This window comes from Lysinibacillus sp. NPDC095746 (genome assembly GCF_044763535.1).
Taxonomy (GTDB): Bacteria; Bacillota; Bacilli; order Bacillales_A; family Planococcaceae; genus Lysinibacillus.
In genome coordinates this window covers 123,533-139,931 of record NZ_JBIWGL010000011.1, presented here as the reverse complement: position 1 = coordinate 139,931, position 16,399 = coordinate 123,533, and the positions used below count along the sequence as shown (strand labels likewise).

At 39.1% G+C, this 16,399-nt stretch carries 16 protein-coding genes and 1 riboswitch; of the genes, 7 read left to right on the top strand and 9 right to left on the bottom strand.

The genetic code is table 11. From position 1 onward, the window contains the following. The 6 genes from ACIQ7N_RS10580 to ACIQ7N_RS10555 form a co-directional block, all read right to left on the bottom strand. Window positions 1-438 (bottom strand): HTH domain-containing protein (locus ACIQ7N_RS10580; protein WP_402931848.1); only part of this gene is annotated, 438 nt, incomplete at its 3' end. 222 nt (window positions 439-660) lie between these two features. Then, entirely contained in the window at window positions 661-1,812 is a 1,152-nt protein-coding gene (locus tag ACIQ7N_RS10575) for an alpha-hydroxy acid oxidase (RefSeq protein WP_402931846.1), read from the bottom strand. A gap of 13 nt (window positions 1,813-1,825) precedes the next feature. Beyond that, on the bottom strand, window positions 1,826-2,497 hold the full coding sequence (locus ACIQ7N_RS10570) for a methionine ABC transporter permease (protein WP_132360181.1): 672 nt from the start codon (window positions 2,495-2,497) through the stop codon (window positions 1,826-1,828). Continuing rightward, on the bottom strand, window positions 2,490-3,515 hold the full coding sequence (locus tag ACIQ7N_RS10565) for a methionine ABC transporter ATP-binding protein (protein ID WP_402931844.1): 1,026 nt from the start codon (window positions 3,513-3,515) through the stop codon (window positions 2,490-2,492). Before ACIQ7N_RS10565 ends, ACIQ7N_RS10570 begins: the two co-directional genes overlap by 8 nt. Window positions 3,516-3,610: 95 nt before the next feature. Further along, window positions 3,611-4,444 (bottom strand): MetQ/NlpA family ABC transporter substrate-binding protein, encoded by an 834-nt coding sequence (locus ACIQ7N_RS10560; RefSeq protein ID WP_402931842.1) that lies wholly within the window; start codon window positions 4,442-4,444, stop codon window positions 3,611-3,613. An 86-nt stretch (window positions 4,445-4,530) separates the two neighbouring features. Continuing rightward, window positions 4,531-4,635, bottom strand: a riboswitch (SAM riboswitch). 176 nt (window positions 4,636-4,811) lie between these two features. Continuing rightward, a complete protein-coding gene (locus tag ACIQ7N_RS10555) occupies window positions 4,812-5,981 on the bottom strand; it encodes a pyridoxal phosphate-dependent aminotransferase (RefSeq protein WP_402931840.1) in 1,170 nt (389 codons plus the stop codon). A 130-nt stretch (window positions 5,982-6,111) separates the two neighbouring features. Between ACIQ7N_RS10555 and ACIQ7N_RS10550 the strand changes: the two genes are divergently transcribed. The 4 genes from ACIQ7N_RS10550 (at window position 6,112) to ACIQ7N_RS10535 (ending at window position 8,501) form a co-directional block, all read left to right on the top strand. Then, window positions 6,112-6,906, top strand: a complete 795-nt coding sequence (locus ACIQ7N_RS10550; protein ID WP_402931838.1) for a PhzF family phenazine biosynthesis protein — start codon at window positions 6,112-6,114, stop codon at window positions 6,904-6,906. Window positions 6,907-6,987: 81 nt separating this feature from the next. Next, window positions 6,988-7,782, top strand: coding sequence for a carbon-nitrogen family hydrolase (locus tag ACIQ7N_RS10545; protein WP_402931836.1), 795 nt, complete (start codon window positions 6,988-6,990; stop codon window positions 7,780-7,782). 49 nt (window positions 7,783-7,831) lie between these two features. Next, window positions 7,832-8,146: a hypothetical protein gene (locus ACIQ7N_RS10540; RefSeq protein ID WP_402931835.1), complete on the top strand. Its 315-nt coding sequence runs from the start codon at window positions 7,832-7,834 to the stop codon at window positions 8,144-8,146. A 205-nt stretch (window positions 8,147-8,351) separates the two neighbouring features. After that, window positions 8,352-8,501: a hypothetical protein gene (locus ACIQ7N_RS10535; protein WP_402931833.1), complete on the top strand. Its 150-nt coding sequence runs from the start codon at window positions 8,352-8,354 to the stop codon at window positions 8,499-8,501. A gap of 137 nt (window positions 8,502-8,638) precedes the next feature. Here ACIQ7N_RS10535 and ACIQ7N_RS10530 read toward each other — a convergent pair whose 3' ends face one another. Beyond that, a complete protein-coding gene (locus tag ACIQ7N_RS10530; protein WP_402931831.1) occupies window positions 8,639-10,207 on the bottom strand; it encodes a PucR family transcriptional regulator in 1,569 nt (522 codons plus the stop codon). A 223-nt stretch (window positions 10,208-10,430) separates the two neighbouring features. Between ACIQ7N_RS10530 and ACIQ7N_RS10525 the strand changes: the two genes are divergently transcribed. The 3 genes from ACIQ7N_RS10525 to ACIQ7N_RS10515 are packed head-to-tail and all read left to right on the top strand — an operon-like array spanning window position 10,431 to window position 14,765. After that, the gene (locus ACIQ7N_RS10525) at window positions 10,431-11,840 is read left to right on the top strand and encodes an amino acid permease (protein ID WP_402931830.1); all 1,410 of its coding nucleotides are present in this window, start codon (window positions 10,431-10,433) and stop codon (window positions 11,838-11,840) included. 24 nt (window positions 11,841-11,864) lie between these two features. After that, the gene (locus ACIQ7N_RS10520; protein WP_402931828.1) at window positions 11,865-13,394 is read left to right on the top strand and encodes a CoA-acylating methylmalonate-semialdehyde dehydrogenase; all 1,530 of its coding nucleotides are present in this window, start codon (window positions 11,865-11,867) and stop codon (window positions 13,392-13,394) included. A gap of 18 nt (window positions 13,395-13,412) precedes the next feature. Beyond that, window positions 13,413-14,765, top strand: coding sequence for an aspartate aminotransferase family protein (locus ACIQ7N_RS10515; RefSeq protein WP_402931826.1), 1,353 nt, complete (start codon window positions 13,413-13,415; stop codon window positions 14,763-14,765). A gap of 164 nt (window positions 14,766-14,929) precedes the next feature. Here ACIQ7N_RS10515 and ACIQ7N_RS10510 read toward each other — a convergent pair whose 3' ends face one another. Together ACIQ7N_RS10510 and ACIQ7N_RS10505 are read right to left on the bottom strand one after the other, a co-directional pair. Then, window positions 14,930-16,099 carry an FtsW/RodA/SpoVE family cell cycle protein gene (locus ACIQ7N_RS10510; RefSeq protein WP_402931824.1) on the bottom strand — a complete coding sequence of 390 codons (1,170 nt, stop codon included), beginning with the start codon at window positions 16,097-16,099 and terminating at the stop codon, window positions 14,930-14,932. 30 nt (window positions 16,100-16,129) lie between these two features. Next, window positions 16,130-16,399, bottom strand: a 270-nt coding sequence (locus ACIQ7N_RS10505; RefSeq protein WP_402931822.1) for a hypothetical protein, incomplete at its 5' end; no start/stop codon positions are given.

The following is a 16,399-nucleotide window of genomic DNA, read 5'->3' as shown; positions in this document are numbered from 1 at the left end:
CATCAGCTGCCTTTCGAGTTGATCTAGCTTTTTTAAAAGTTCGTTTTCTGCTTCTAATAATTTCATCTTCGCCTCTAAGCGGACGTATTTTTCTTCTAAACTTAATTCACGCTCTAAAGGGCGACCTGAAGCATGTTTTCTAGCATCTTCTAAACCTGATAGCCCCTGCTCTTTATAAGCCGTACGCCAACGATTCGAAGCTCTCCTAATACGTGTCGGACCAAGGGCTTCAATATCAAAACCCGCCTCAAGGAAAATTTCACTTGGATATTTTCCTTTATCGTATTCATCAATAAAAAATTCTTTAAATTCATCTGTATAAGTAATGGCTTTTGCGCTTACCGTTTTAACGTATGGATTTAATTTTAATTGTGCCTGTTGTTGTTTCGAAAATAAATTTTTAGTCATACTATTAACCACCGCTCGTTTTTTCTTCATTATAAACAAAAATACCCTATAAGATGACCTTTTTGAAAGTGTCTATCTTATAGGGTACATTTTATAGTGAGGTAGCCCTTTTTATATTAATGTTCCGATAAATCGGTGAAACGTTCCGATAAAATCTGAAATTGTTCCGATAAATCTCAAAATTGTTCTGATAAAACACAAATTTATTCCGATAAGTCTCTTATCTGCACCTCAAACTGCGGGACGCTTTATTTACGCTTCATCCTTTTTCACTAATGTAATATCACGTAGTCCTTTTATAGATATTGCCCCCGCTAATGCGATAGAAACTTTTAATTCATCATATAAATTCGTCATTACTTTTTCGATTCCTTGCTGTCCTTCCAATGCAAGTCCGTAGACGAAGGGACGGCCAATGGCAACAGCATCTGCTCCTAAAGCGAGTGCCTTAAGGGCATCCATTCCACGATACACACCGCTATCTAAAATAACTGGAATTTGTCCCTTTACAGCTTTCACAATGTCAGGAAGTGCATCAAGTGAAGCAATTACGCCATCCAGTTGGCGGCCACCATGGTTGGATACGATAATGCCGTCAATGCCGTTTTCTATTGCTAGTTTTGCGTCTTCAGGATGCAAGATCCCTTTTAACAACATAGGGAGATTCGAACGGCGCTTTAATTCACGTACATTGTCCCAATTTAATGTTGGATGGAATATATTTTGCAATACGCCTTGTATATATGACTCGAATGAATTATCTGGTAAGGAAGCAGTAAAAACAGGGTCATTCATATAGTTTCCTCGTGCATACCCAAGCTTTAATGGTGAAAATTGATTACGAACATCCTCTTCACGCCAGCCAAGCATGACTGTATCTATAGTTAAAACGATAGCCTCAAAACCAGCAGCCTCGGCTCGAGCGGCCATGCTATAGGCAATTTCCTCATTTGTTGACCAATATAATTGAAACCATTTAGTAGCAGTGGGAGCTGTTTGTGCCACATCCTCGAGTGCATAGCTTGAAACTGTGCTTTGAATATAAGGGATTTTTAATTGATCAGCTGCACGTGCAACGGCTAGCTCTCCTTCGTCATGCGCCATTTTGTTCATGCCAACAGGAGCAAATAAGAACGGAGTTGGATATATTTTTCCGAACAGTTCAATCGATGTATCAATACTTGAAACATCTTGTAAAAAGCGTGGAATGATAGAGTATTTTTCAAAGGCTGTACGGTTATTCCTTAATGTTTGCTCGCCGCCAGCGCCTGAACGGATGTAACCAAACGGACCAGCTTCCAATTTTTCTGCAACTGCCTTTTCTAAATCTGTAAAGCAAATAGGGAAGGGGGCTTGTGCATTAATATTTTTTAACAGTAGATCGCTATGTGTTATCTTTGTCATCGTAAACCTCCTACTAATCTTTCTTTAACTTCGCAGCAAAGCGGTTACCTAGTGATTGAATACTCTGCACGAGGATGATTAAGATGAACACTGTCGCATACATCACGTCAACCTCATAGCGTAAATGGCCGTAACGGTATGCGAGATCACCTAGACCACCAGCACCAACCATTCCTGCCATTGCTGTTGCTCCTATAAGACCGATTGTGGCAATCGTTAAACCTAAAATAATGGATGGGCGAGCCTCACGTAATAAGACGTTCCAAATAATATGACGACGTTTAATACCCATTGCTGTATAAGCTTCCACAACACCTGGATCTACTTCTAAAAGTGCTGTTTCCATAAGTCGCGCAATATAAGGCGCTGTATAAACAACAAGCGGCACAATAACACCTTTTACACCAATAGTTGTGCCGACGATTAGCTTCGTGAACGGTAAAATGAAAAATAGTAAAATAATGAACGGTACAGAGCGAATAATATTAATAAATAAATTGAAAAATTGGTAGAGAAATTTATTTTCAAACGATTGCCCCGGGCGAGTTAAAACGATTAAAAGCCCCAAAGGAATCCCAATTAAAATAGAAAAGAATAATGAAATCCCAACCATTTGGAAGGTTTCGAGAATGGATTTCCCAATAACATCTGACCAATCTGCAAAGAAGCTTTGAATGCTAGTCATTTAATTCGCCTCCTAATACCTCAATGCTTACCCCGTTTTCTGTAAAATACTTAAGTGCTTTTTCTACGATATGTGCTTCACCGTGTAGATGCACGATAATATTACCGACAATGCCATTTTTTAATTCTATGATATTGGCTGATAAAATATTTGGTTGCACATCATAAACTTTACTCACTTCTGCTAGTAATGGTTTACCCGTACTTTCACCAAGGAATGTTAAACGAATAACACTTCCCGAAACATTTAATTGTTTGATAAGAGAAGGGGATAAATTACGTTGAGAAATGGTATTTAAAAATTTTCGTGTCGTTGGATGCTGGGGCTTCGAAAATAGTTCTATAGCAGAGCTAAATTCCACAACCGCCCCTGATTCAAGAACGGAAACAGCATCGCAAATTTTTTGAATAACATTCATTTCATGTGTAATAAGTAAAATCGTGATGCCTAGCTCACGATTAATTTTCAAGAGAAGCTCAAGAATGGCGTCCGTTGTTTCGGGGTCGAGTGCACTTGTCGCTTCATCACTAAGCAAAATCTCAGGCTCTTGGGCAAGGGCACGTGCAATAGCGACACGTTGCTTTTGACCACCTGAAAGCTGGCTAGGATAGCTATCTAATTTCTCCGTTAGGCCAACAATTTCTGCATATTTTGCAACGCGTTTTTTTACTTCAGAGTCGTTATAGCCAAGAAGCTTTAATGGTATCGAGATATTGTTGTAAACAGTCGCCGTTTTTAAAAGGTTAAAATGCTGGAAGATCATCCCGATTTTTTGCCGAGTTTTGCGAAGGTCGTTTAGAGAAAGGGAAGTTATATCGACATGATCGATAAATACTTTTCCTGTTGTCGGACGCTCTAATAAATTCACACAGCGAATAAGGGTACTCTTTCCTGCACCACTGTAGCCGATAACCCCATGAATTTCACCTTTTTTGACATGCAGGTTAATACCATCTACTGCTTTGACGATACCATTTTTAGTTTTAAATTCTTTTGTTATATTTTCTAGTTGAATCATAAGGTGATATCTCCTTTCTAAGTCCTTCGATAAAGCAAGAATCTGCTAGCTTTCCTGTAGGAGTCTCGCAGATTCTTGATATACTTAATCGTCACTTACCAGCTTGGAATTATGGAGCCTTGGAATTTTTCTTCAATAAATTTGCGCACCTCATCAGATTGATAAGCTTCAACAAATTTTTTGATCGTTGGGTCATCCTTGTTTTCAGCACGCACCACAATGTAGTTCACATATGGAGAGTCCGTAGATTCTAAAAGAATGGAGTCTTTTTTAGGATTAATGCCAGCATCAAGAGCGAAGTTTGTATTAATGGCAGCTACATCTACTTCACTAAGCTGTTTAGGAATTTGTGCAGCCTCTAATTCAATGAATTTCAAATTCTTTTTGTTTTCTTCCACATCGCGAATAGATGCTGTTAAGTCTGCACCGTCTTTTAATTTAATGATGCCTGCCTCTTGAAGGACAAATAGAGCACGAGCCCCGTTCGTTGGATCATTCGGTAATCCGAATGTAGCACCATCTGGAACGTCATCGAATGATTTATATTTCTCGGAGTATATGCCCATAGGAGTTAAAATTGTTTTTCCTACTGGCACTAAATCTGTTTTGTGATCTTTGTTAAATGCATCGAGGAAAGGCTCGTGTTGATAGCTGTTTACATCAAGATCACCCTCGGCTAACGATGTATTTGGTAAAACATAATCAGAAAACGTTTTTAGTTCTACCTCTAAGCCATTTTCTTTGGCAACTTTTGCTGCAGCCTCTGCAATTTGTTCGTGTGGACCAGAAGTTACACCTACTACAATCTTATTTTCATTAATAGTCTTACTTTGACTATCCTTACTATTTTCTTTAGTACCACAGCCCACTAATGCTGCTACTAATGTAAGACTTGCTAAACCTAATAAAATCTTGTTTTTCTTTTTCATGAAACATACCTCCAAAGTTGTTTTATCGGTAATAAAAATAAAAAAACTCTCTTAAAAATTAAGAGAGGCTCATGAAAAATTGTCCTCTCTTATCTTTCAAACAATGATTGTTTGCTGGAATTAGCACCTTCCTTAAAAAAGGAGGTTGCCGAGCTTCATAGGGCCAGTCCCTCAGCTACTCTTGATAAGAGATTTATAATATTTTTTTGTAAATCCGATAGAACTAATATAAATTATAGGATTTAGTAAGTCAATTGAATTTTTAAAATTTTTCATTTTATTTTAATGTTTAGTCGCGAAAGAAGAGAGAGAAAAAACTGTCCCTATAGCAAGTCTGAGCTAATGGAACAGTTTTTGATTGAAATGTTCACGGGTTAAATAAGTTTAATTTTTCAATTCTGCTGATCGCTTCACGTAAGCGGTCTTCGCTAACAAGTAAACCAACCCGTACAAAGCCTTCACCATATTGACCGAAGCCATTGCCTGCAGCTACTGCGATATCAGCTTTGTCGAGCAATATATCGGCAAATTGTTCACTCGTAAAACCTAGTGGAACAGGGAGCCATGCAAAAAAAGAGCCTCTCGGTGCTGTTACTTGCCAACCAATTCGCTGAGCTTCTTCGATCAGGACGTTTCGTCGACGCTCATAAGTCGCTCTTAGCTTATCTGCACAACTTTGGGAAGCAGTAAGTGCAACTGCCGCGGCTTGTTGTACGGCAGGAAATTGACTACAAAATAGATGATCTTGAATAAGGTTAATGGCTGCGATAATGTCGGGTTTACCAACAGCGAAACCAATGCGCCAGCCTGCCATATTATACGTTTTGGATAATGTATACATTTCGATACCGACATCTTTAGCACTATCAGCTTGCAGGAAGCTGATAGGTTTATGGCCGTCAAATCCAATCGCTCCGTAGGCAAAATCATGTGCGACGATAATATTATGCTCTTTTGCAAAGCGTACTGTTTCCTCGAAAAATTCCAATGTTGCAGTACCGCCAGTTGGATTATTCGGGTAATTCAAGTACAGTAACTTCGCCTTTTCCTTTACTTCATCGGATAAAGCAGTATAGTCTGGCAGGAAATCATTTTCTGCGAAAAGAGGCATAACTTCAAAATTAACATCACCTAATACGACACCAGATAAGTAATCTGGATATCCAGGATCAGGTAATAGCATAGTGTCACCGGGGTTTAAAACAGCTAACGGTAGCTCAACAAGACCAATTTTCGTACCACCGAGAATAGCAACCTCTGTATCAGGGTCAATGTCCACATTGTATTCACGTTTGTAGAAGCTTGCTGCTGCTTGGCGTAATTCTGCTATGCCGCGAAATGGAGAGTATTGATGATTTTGGGGATTTTCTGCCGCCTCCTGTAATGCTTTAATAATGTGTGAAGGAGTGGGTTGATCTGGATTACCTTGACCAAGATTGATAACATCACGTCCTTCAGCAAGAGCAGCGTTTACTTTTTGCACAAGTGCTGCAAAAAATTGAGTTGGGAGTTGCTGTAGTTTTTTTGAGAATTCCATGCACGTCCACCTTTTTCAGAATATAATAATTATTGAAGATATGATGCACATAATATTACTTTTTTTAGTAATTGTCTAGAGTATTTTCAGATAACTAAAAATCAAAAGTGACGCAAATGAGGTGGGAAAATTGAACAAAGTCTCGTATTTTATCGTCAATGCTTTTACTACAGAGCTTTACAAGGGAAATCCCGCAGCAGTATGTTTACTTGATTCAACGATACCTGAGTCGACCATGCAAAAAATTGCTCAAGAGATCCCGGTACCAACAACAGCTTTTGTTCAAAGGAAGGATAATCATTTTTTTCTTAGATGGTTTACGCCTGCAAAGGAAATACCGATTTGTGGACACGGAACAATCGCTAGCGCTTTTTTACTTTGGAAACAAGGGATTGTACCTATCAATTCTTCGATTATATTCCAGACTGTAAGTGGCCCTTTACAAGCAAATTGGTTCAATGAATTAGTTGAAATAACAATTCAAAAGTATCAGTTAGAAGAGATTGAATGTCCTTTGGGGCTTGAAGAATGGCTAGGTGTGAAGCCAACATATGTAGGGAAAACAGAATTGGATTATATAGTGGAGTTAAGTCACGAAGAGTATATTGCAGATTTCAAAGCTGATTTTCAAGCGATGAAACAGTTCCCGGTACGTGGTGTTTGTATTACAAGTCGTTCTAAAGATGAGGGGATTGATATTGTCTCAAGATTCTTTTCTCCAGCACAAGGCATCGATGAAGACCATGTAAATGGTTCCACTCATGGTGCGCTAGGGCCTTACTGGTGTGCAAAATTATTAAAAGAAAACATTGTGAGTAAACAGCTTTCAAAACGAGGTGGCTTATTGTACGTTACACCAAAAATAAAAGATGTTGCTATTGCGGGTTCTGCAGTTCAAGTATTAAGTGGTGAAATAATAATCTAAATATGGAGCTTAAACCATGGAAGTCAGGTTGATTTATTGTAGTATAAATACAGAACAGTACTATCTAGAGGAGGAATAGCAATGAAAATTGGTTGTATTCAATTAAACGTAGGCTTTGGCAAAGTAGAAGAAAATTTTGCTCGCGCTGAGGACAAAATTCGTGAAGCGGCAAAACAAGGTGCAGAAATTATTGTGCTACCAGAAATGTGGAATTCAGGCTATGCTCTTGAAAAATTATCAGAGCTTGCAGATGTGGATGGAGAGCGTTCGAAAGCATTTTTATCAAACCTAGCGAAAGAGCTTGGCGTACATATTGTTGGTGGCTCGGTTTCAACGAAGAAGAGCGATAAATTTTACAACACGATGTATACGTTTGATAAAAATGGTGTGTTAGTAGGCGAATATAACAAGGCACATCTTTTCCGTTTGATGGACGAGCATTTATATTTAGAAGCTGGGGATGAAATGAATCGCTTTGCCCTTGGAGATATCGAGGCTGCAGGCGTGATTTGCTATGATATTCGTTTCCCTGAATGGCTACGCGCTCACGCCTTAGCGGGGGCAAAAGTATTGTTCGTGCCGGCACAATGGCCGACACCACGTATCGATCATTGGAAAACATTACTGCAAGCACGTGCCATTGAAAATCAATGCTTTGTGATCGCTGTTAATCGTATTTCTAGAAAGGTAGAGAACTTTAATGGTCAATCAATGATCATTCAACCGTGGGGCGAGGTGCTATGGGTTGGTGCAGAGGACGAAGAAGTAGCTGTCATCGACGTGGACTTTTCAATTGTCGATGAAGTAAGAGGCCGAATTCCTGTTTATGACGACCGCAGACCTGGATTATACAACGGAGTAGTTACCGAAAACTAAAATCTGCTAGCACGCTCAAAAGGGCAAGCAATGTTGAGCGTGCTAACCGATGAACATCTCTGATAAGGGGGAGGAAATCGCTGATAAACAGATGAAAAACGCTGATAAGGAGGGGAAAATCGCTGATAAACAGGTGAACATCGCTGATAAGCAGATGAAAATCGCTGATAAGGAGGAGAAAATCGCTGATAAGCGGATGAAAATCGCTGATAAGGAGGAGACAATCGCTGATAAGCAGAAGAACATCGGTGATAAGTCTGCGAGCAATGCCGCTAACCCAATGAACAACGCCACTAACCCGATGAATATCGGCACTACCCATGCGAACAACGCCGCTAACTGTCAAGTCCTTAATATTGTGTAAAATTCTATACAAAGTTTTTCAACCTTGATTTAAGTTTTCCTAAATTTTACATCTTAAGTTGGAATTCGCCGCTAAAACTTTGAGTTTCGCGCCAACCACACAAAGAACGCCGCTAAACCATAGAATTACGCTGCTAACCAAGCAAAGAACGCCGCTAAACCATAAAGTTTAGCTGCTAACAATCTTTTTCGCGATTCTATCAGCGATGTTTGCGATTCTATCAGCGATGTTCGCGGTTCTATCAGCGATGTTTGCGATTCTATCAGCGATGTTCGCGGTTCTATCAGCGATGTTTGCGATTCTATCAGCGATGTTCGTGGTTCTATCAGCGATGTTCGCGATTCTAACCCGATGAACATCGGCACTACCCATACAAACACCGCCGCTAACCCAATGAATATCGCGCTAAGCCCACGAGCAACGCCGCTAAATCCATGAATATCACCGCTACCCCAGCGAACAACGCCACTACCCCAATCAACAACTAAGAAATTAACTGTTCTCCTCTATTAAAGAATTGGCAAGCAACATAAATTCAAGTGTAATTCGATTATGGCCCTTCATGAAATTTTCCCCTAAGAGGCTTTCAAGCTTTTTTAAACGATGGTAGAGTGTTTGGCGTACGATGAACAGTTGGTTGGCTGTTTGTTGTTTGGAGCCATTTGTTTGTAAGTACACCTGTAGAGTTTCTAGTAGCTTACTGTTATATTTTTTGTCATATTCAATAACAGGCTGCAAATAATCTTGAATTACTTCCTGTAAATTGACTTGCATCTGTAATTTATAGATGAGGTGATACAGATGTAAATCATCGTAAAAATAAGAAGTTGTTTGTACTTTACTGCAAATATACAATGTTTCGAGGGCCGTATGGTAGCTCTTTGGTATTTCTTCAACGTCTGCAACGACCTTGCCAATGGCGATTTGATAACCTTGGGCCGTTTGTTTTTTATAAAAATCGGTTTTCTGTACAGAAGAAACTAACGAATTCAATACTTCGCGACTCAATTTGCTATCCTTCTTATGGAGTAAAATAAAAATGACATAGCTTTTTCTTTCAAATAAAAATGGTATAAATCCATTTTGCTCAAAAAGGTTTCGATAGTAGAGCTTACTATAGACAATATCCTCCTGAACCTTAGAGACTGCATGAGGAGTTGCTAAAATAAAAACGGTTCCGCTAGTAAGTTTATAGTTAGAATGATAGGTTACGATAAATTTATAAATTTCCTCTTTCGATAGTTTTTGGTCGATCCAATCCGCTAAAATAGATGCATCCTCAATGTCTCTTTTCTCTTCAATATAAAAATCTCTCATTAACAGCTGTGCCAAGGCAGTAGCTGTACGGTCTAAAATAAGTAATTCGAACTCAGAGAATAGACCATCTTTTCTATAGAGCGTTAAATCTGCATAATGCTGGTCAAATATAAAGATGGGCTCATTTTTAACTACGGGTGCTGACTTTTCCAGCGAAACTAGTTGTCGGCGCTTAGTATTCGGCATATTAGGAAAAAAGATAGGTTCTCGACCTTTAATAGAGAAGATAATTTGTGTCTTTAATTCATGATACATATTTTGTAAAATTTCTTCTGCGTTTTGTCCTAATAAAGCATTTTTATTTAATGTTTGAGAGTAGGATTCTAAAGTAGAGATCATTAAATATTGCTGATTCATAATTTGACTATGTAAATCCTGTGTAATACGGACGAAAGGAACTGTGTCATGAAAAACGATAATAGGGAAGCTATGATGGTTAGCAAGAGCTACAATCACTTCCGGGATGGTCTGTATGGAAGTCCCGTATTCAATGCACAATGCCGCGCAATTTTTTTCGATTAAAGATTCTACGAAAAAGATAAAGTTCTCGATGCTGTGCTGAAGGCTAATCCCTGTTGTTAAAACTAATTCATCACCAGCTAGAAAATTATCTACTTGTATAATTTCAATGACATGGGCCCACTTGACAATTCGTAATAATCCGTCCTCACCAGCTACGACCTCCGCACTTTGGAAATGTGTGTTTTCTAATACATCCTTCACTTGAAGCTTAAATTGACTCATGTTAACATCCCGCCTTTTAACATAGATGTTTTCTAGTTTTCTCATTGATGTATTGTTTTTGCTGAAATTAACTTAAATATTATATTTTTAGAATGTTTAGTCTATTTTACATTATGTTTAAAACAAATGCATAAAATTTTACAGTTTGTCTATACCTTCGTTTCAATGTAACATGTAAAATTTTTGTAAGCGGTAATCCAATCTATAAAAGAGGTGAACAGATATGGAGCAACAGACGCATTTACAAAGAGGGTTAAAGAAAAGGCATATGACGATGATCGCTATTGCGGGGGTTATCGGAGCAGGCTTATTTATGGGAAGCGGTTCAGTGATTAACTTAGCCGGACCTGGCGCAATTTTATCTTATATCTTTGCGGGTATTATCGTTATTCTTGTCATGCGAATGCTTGGGGAAATGGCAGCTGTCAATCCAACAAGTGGATCATTTGCGCATTATGCACATGAAGCAATTGGTCCTTGGGCTGGCTTTATGATTGGTTGGTTATATTGGTTTTTCTGGGTTGTTGCCATTGCTTTAGAGGCAACGGCAGCAGCTGCGATTATTCAATATTGGTATGATGGCATTCCTTTATGGCTACTAAGTCTTATATTAACTGTAGCACTTACTTTAACAAATGCCCTTTCCGTAAAAGCTTTTGGTGAATTTGAATATTGGTTCTCTCTTATTAAGGTTGTAAGTATAATAGCATTCCTAGCACTTGGTGCATTTATAATCTTTGGAATCGCACCTAATTTTGATGCGGTAGGTACTGCTAATTTAATCGGTGAGGGTGGCTTTTTACCGAATGGGTTCGGTGCTGTCCTGATGGGTGTAGTCATTGTTATTTTCTCCTTTATGGGCACAGAGATTGTTGCGATTGCAGCAGGGGAATCTGACGAACCGTTAGCAGCGGTGACAAAAGCTACAAATTCAATTACTTGGCGTATTTTGATTTTCTACGTTGGGTCGATAACGGTAGTTGTCACATTATTACCTTGGCATTCCTCAAGTATCTTAACGAGTCCCTATGTAGCAGTATTGGATTACATCGGCATTCCCGCAGCTGCGCAAATCATGAATTTTGTTGTATTAACAGCGGTTTTATCGTGCTTAAACTCCGCGCTTTATGCGACATCTCGAATGGTATTTTCTTTAGCGGAGAAGGGGGAAGCCCCGAAAGCATTTTTGAAATTAAATAAAAAGGGAGCACCTGTTAATGCCATATTAGCAGCGACATTCTTCTCTTATATTGCCGTTATTATGAACTATGTCTCACCAGATAAAGTATTTATGTTTTTACTTAGTTCATGTAGTGCAATTACGTTGATTCTTTACTTAATCATTGCCTTTTCACAATTAAAAATGCGACGGAAAATTGAGAAAGAAAATCCCGAACTATTAAAAGTGAAAATGTGGTTATTCCCCTATTTAACGTATTTCACTATATTAGCTACAACAGCATTACTGATCGCTATGTTCTTTATTGAATCGATGCGTTCGCAAATTTTATTTACATGTATTGTAGTAGCGGTCGTGATGATTTTTTATTTAGTTACACAGAGGAAGAAATGGTTAAAATCGGTAGAGAAAGCAGGTTCTATTTTCCAAAAGGAAGAATTGGATCTTGAATAATGATAAATAAGGAGTGGGGAAATTATGACAGTTCAGCAAAAAGTGAAAACGCTTACGCATTTTATCAATGGTGTTGAAACAGCAGGTACTAGTGGTCGTTACTCGGAAGTTTATAATCCAACAACAGGAGAGGTCATTGCGCAAGTTCCGTTAGCGACTAGAGATGAGGTAAAGCAAGCTATCCAGCTAGCGAAAGTAGCATTCCCTGCATGGAAAAAGACATCGATTGGTAAACGGGTGGAGGTTTTGCATCGTTTCCGACAGTTGTTAGTTGAAAGACAAGATGAGCTCATCGAAATAATTTGTGAGGAAAGTGGGAAAACGAAGGAAGATGCTAAGGGTGAAATTGTTCGTGGCATTGAATCTGTAGATATGGCAATAAGCGCCCCGCAAATGCTGAAAGGGGAATACTCGGTTAATGTAGGCGGCGATATTAATGCCTTTTCTGCAAAAGCTCCACTTGGAGTTGTTGCAACAATTGCTCCATTTAATTTCCCTGTTATGGTCCCGCTGGCGATTACAAGTATGGCAGTAGCGGTAGGAAATGCAGTTATTTTAAAACCGTCTGAGCGTGTGCCAATCTCGGCCTTATATTTAAGTAACTTATGGAAAGAGGCAGGACTGCCAGATGGAATTTGGACAGTCGTGAATGGTGATAAAGAGGCGGTTAATGAACTGCTGGAAAATAAAGAGATACAAGCAATTTCATTTGTTGGATCAACACCTGTTGCGGAGTATATTTACCAAACAGGAACGAAGCACAATAAACGAGTTGCTGCATTTGGTGGCGGGAAGAACTTTATGATTGTCATGCCAGATGCAAACCTAGAGCAAACAGCTAATGCCTTTTTAGGTGCAGCATATGGAGCGGCGTCTCAACGTTGTATGGCAATTTCAGGGGCAATCGTCGTTGGGAAAGATACTGAACAACGCTTTACAGAGATAGTAAAAGAGAAAATCTTAAAATTAAAGGTTGGCCCATATACAGATGACGAGGTAGACTTTGGCCCAGTTATTACGCAGCAATCAAAAGATACCATTCTTCGATATATCGACGGTGCTATTACAGAAGGGGCTAATCTTGTGACGGATGGTCGAAATCCGAAAATATGTGAAACATCTAAAGGTTTTTATCTTGGTCCGACATTGATAAATAATGTAACGCCAGAAATGACTATTTTTAAAGAGGAGGTTTTTGGCCCTGCACGTATTGTTGTAGGCGTTGAAACCTTACAAGAAGCTATTGATTTGATTAATGATCACGAACTTGGGAATGGTGTCACGATGTTTACGGGTAGCGGCTCGGCAGCGCGTAAATTCCAAGAAGAAATTGAAGTAGGTATGGTAGGCGTTAATGTTCCGATTCCGATTCCAGTTGGCTATCACAACTTTGGAGGATGGAAGCGCTCTAAGTTCGGTGAAGGACATATGTTTGGGCCAGACCAAGCACGATTCTTTACGAAAGCGAAAACAATTTCTGAACGCTGGCCTGATGAAACAGAGGATACAACAAGTTCATTTGCGTTCCCAAGCAATAACGATGTAAATAAGTGAATGAAGGGGTGTATAGATATGGTTCAAGTAAATCTTAAAAGTGATATTTTAAAAAAAGATGAACAATATGTATGGCATTCAATGAAACCCTATAATCCACAAGCAACATATGTGGTAGAAAAATCAAATGGTGCAAGGATTGTTGATACAGATGGCGTTGAATACATCGATGCAATGGCAGGATTGTGGTGTGTAAATGTAGGTTACGGTCGTAAAGAATTAGCAGATGTAGCACATGAGCAAATGATGAAAAATGCATATGCTCCTTTATCGCAGGGACATTTACCTGCAGTTGAACTGGCTGAAAAGATTAATGAAATGCTTGGTGGAGATTATGTTATTTTCTTCTCTAATAGTGGGTCAGAGGCTAACGAAACTGCGTTTAAAATTGCGCGTCAGTATCATCAACAAAAAGGGGAAAGCTCTCGCTATAAAATTGTTTCTCGCTACCGTGCATATCACGGAAGTTCTTTTGGTGCATTGGCTGCGACAGGGCAAGCGGAACGAAAATATAAATATGAACCACTATCTCCTGGCTTTATCCATGTAGCGCCACCTGATCAATATCGAGAACATGAAAGTGATACACTTGCCCCAACAGAATTAGCAAGCGTCAAGGCTGTAGATAAGACGATGACGTGGGAGCTAAGTGAAACAGTAGCCGCGATGATTTTAGAGCCAATTATTACAGGTGGGGGAGTCATCATGCCTCCGGAGAACTATTTAAAGGGCATTGAAGAAGTGTGTAAAAAACATGGAGCTTTAATGATTGTAGACGAAGTAATTTGTGGTTTCGGTCGAACAGGTAAGCCATTTGGATTTATGAACTACGGTGTTAAACCTGATATTATTACGATGGCAAAAGGAATTACAAGTGCCTATTTACCATTATCAGCTACAGCGGTAAAACGGGAAATTTATGAGGCATTTACCGAGTCAGATGCATATGGTTATTTCCGCCATGTCAATACATTTGGCGGATCACCAGTCGCATGTGCGGTCGCATTGAAAAATATTGAGATTCTTCAGCAAGAAGCATTATTTGAAAGATCTAGTGAGGTTGGAGCTGCTACTCTGCAAGCACTTCAGCAAGCATTGAATAATCATCCGAATGTTGGGAATGTTCGCGGCAAAGGTTTATTAATTGGCATTGAGTTAGTTTCAGATAAACCGTCGAAGGAGCCTTTACCAATAGATAAAGTAAATGCTGTTATTGCCGCATGTAAGGAGCAGGGTATTATTATCGGTAAAAATGGTGCTACTGTTGCAGGCTTTAATAACGTATTAACATTATCTCCACCACTTAATATTGTACAAGAGGATCTTGATACAATTATAAAAGTTGTCATTGATAGTATTCATAAAATTTAAATACAAAGCTGTCTCAAAAGTCGTAATAACACTTTTGAGACAGCTTTTTGATCTTACAGCATAAGAAAGGCTAGGCGCACTATGAGTATGAATAAAATTACTCCTGCCAGAAATAGTAATAATAAAATTCTCTTTTTTAAAGTATCATTCATACGAGCCTTCACCTACTCTTTTGTTGTTTTAAATATGTAGCCACTATAAGAATTATAGATAATTAGCACAATGCCCATTAACATGAAATTTGATATGAGGGAACTACCGCCATAACTTAAAAATGGCAAAGTCATACCTGTTACAGGTAAAAGTCCAATTGTCATACCGATATTTTGCGTAATTTGGAAGGCTAATAAACTAGCAATGCCAGCTCCCATCAATGTCATAAATGGGTCCTTTGCTTCTACTGTAATGAGAACAATACGGTAAATAACAAAAAATAGAAGAGTAATGACAAATGCCCCTCCAATGAAGCCGAACTCTTCAGCGATGTTGGCAAAAATGAAATCGGTATGCTTTTCCACGACATAGACATTATTTTTCATGTACCCTTTTCCAGTAAACTGCCCTGTACCAATTGCCGAAAATCCCTGCCTTGTTTGAAAAGATGAGTCCGGATATTCATTTGGTTGCAACCAGCCATAAATTCGAGAAATTTGATGCCCTGATAATTTATTTAAAATTTTATCTGTAAAAAAATCATTAAACTTTACATAAAGAATAACCACTACGCTGAGAATTGATACCGGAATGGCTGTAAAGAGTATAAGTAATTTTTTTTGTATACCTGAAAAGAAAATCATCGGTATAATCATCGACATATAAAGCATGACCATGCCCGTATCTGGTTGCTTGTAAACAGCAAGCGTAGGTGGAAGAGTGATAATAGCGATGATTAAGAGTAGTCGCATATCCGTTAAAAAGGTTGGGCGCTCATATTTCTCTCGATGTGCAACAATAACCTTACTGACTACGATTAAAAACGCGAACTTTAAAAACTCTGACGGCTGAATAGATCCTAAAACGGGGATTTGGTACCAGCGTTTTGCTTCATTTATAGTCCGAGCTATACTTTCTGGTGCAATAAATAAGCCAAATGTTAATAAGACCATCGCCCAATAAAATGGCCAGCCAATCTTTTTTAGTTGCTCAATATCAAGCTTTGCTACTCCAAACATAATTAAAAATCCGATTAGGTAATAAAAAAATTGCTTTGTAATAAACGAGCTTGTATACTGCTCAAACACCGTACTACTGGAATGAACAAAGAGACAACTAATGATACCGAGCAATGCCAAGCTAATAACTAAACTTTTATCTAATTTATTAAACTGTAACATTCACACACCTCCCTTTTGAGTAATTTTGCCTTAGCGAAATTGCCGCTGCCGCTTCGCTTTCGCGCAGAAAACAATTGCCGCTGCCGCTTCGCTTTCGCGCAGAAAACAATTGCCGCTGCCGCTCCGCTTTCGCGCAGAAAACAATTGCCGCTGCCGCTTCGCTTTCGCGCAGAAAACAATTGCCGCTGCCGCTTCGCTTTCGCGCAGAAACAATTGCCGCTGCCGCTCCGCTTTCGCGCAGAAAACAATTGCCGCTGCCGCTCCGCTTTCGCGCAGAAAACAATTGCCGCTGCCGCTCCG

What these genes read in the sequence shown, in the direction of transcription:
- ACIQ7N_RS10575 (WP_402931846.1), bottom strand. Translation starts at nt 1,812, where the DNA reads ATGACAAAGATAACACATAGCGATCTACTGTTAAAAAATATTAATGCA.
- ACIQ7N_RS10530 (WP_402931831.1), bottom strand. Translation starts at nt 10,207, where the DNA reads ATGAGTCAATTTAAGCTTCAAGTGAAGGATGTATTAGAAAACACACAT.
- ACIQ7N_RS10545 (WP_402931836.1), top strand. Translation starts at nt 6,988, where the DNA reads ATGAAAATTGGTTGTATTCAATTAAACGTAGGCTTTGGCAAAGTAGAA.
- ACIQ7N_RS10540 (WP_402931835.1), top strand. Translation starts at nt 7,832, where the DNA reads ATGAACATCTCTGATAAGGGGGAGGAAATCGCTGATAAACAGATGAAA.
- ACIQ7N_RS10520 (WP_402931828.1), top strand. Translation starts at nt 11,865, where the DNA reads ATGACAGTTCAGCAAAAAGTGAAAACGCTTACGCATTTTATCAATGGT.
- ACIQ7N_RS10525 (WP_402931830.1), top strand. Translation starts at nt 10,431, where the DNA reads ATGGAGCAACAGACGCATTTACAAAGAGGGTTAAAGAAAAGGCATATG.
- ACIQ7N_RS10535 (WP_402931833.1), top strand. Translation starts at nt 8,352, where the DNA reads ATGTTTGCGATTCTATCAGCGATGTTCGCGGTTCTATCAGCGATGTTT.
- ACIQ7N_RS10515 (WP_402931826.1), top strand. Translation starts at nt 13,413, where the DNA reads ATGGTTCAAGTAAATCTTAAAAGTGATATTTTAAAAAAAGATGAACAA.
- ACIQ7N_RS10555 (WP_402931840.1), bottom strand. Translation starts at nt 5,981, where the DNA reads ATGGAATTCTCAAAAAAACTACAGCAACTCCCAACTCAATTTTTTGCA.
- ACIQ7N_RS10560 (WP_402931842.1), bottom strand. Translation starts at nt 4,444, where the DNA reads ATGAAAAAGAAAAACAAGATTTTATTAGGTTTAGCAAGTCTTACATTA.
- ACIQ7N_RS10510 (WP_402931824.1), bottom strand. Translation starts at nt 16,099, where the DNA reads ATGTTACAGTTTAATAAATTAGATAAAAGTTTAGTTATTAGCTTGGCA.
- ACIQ7N_RS10565 (WP_402931844.1), bottom strand. Translation starts at nt 3,515, where the DNA reads ATGATTCAACTAGAAAATATAACAAAAGAATTTAAAACTAAAAATGGT.
- ACIQ7N_RS10570 (WP_132360181.1), bottom strand. Translation starts at nt 2,497, where the DNA reads ATGACTAGCATTCAAAGCTTCTTTGCAGATTGGTCAGATGTTATTGGG.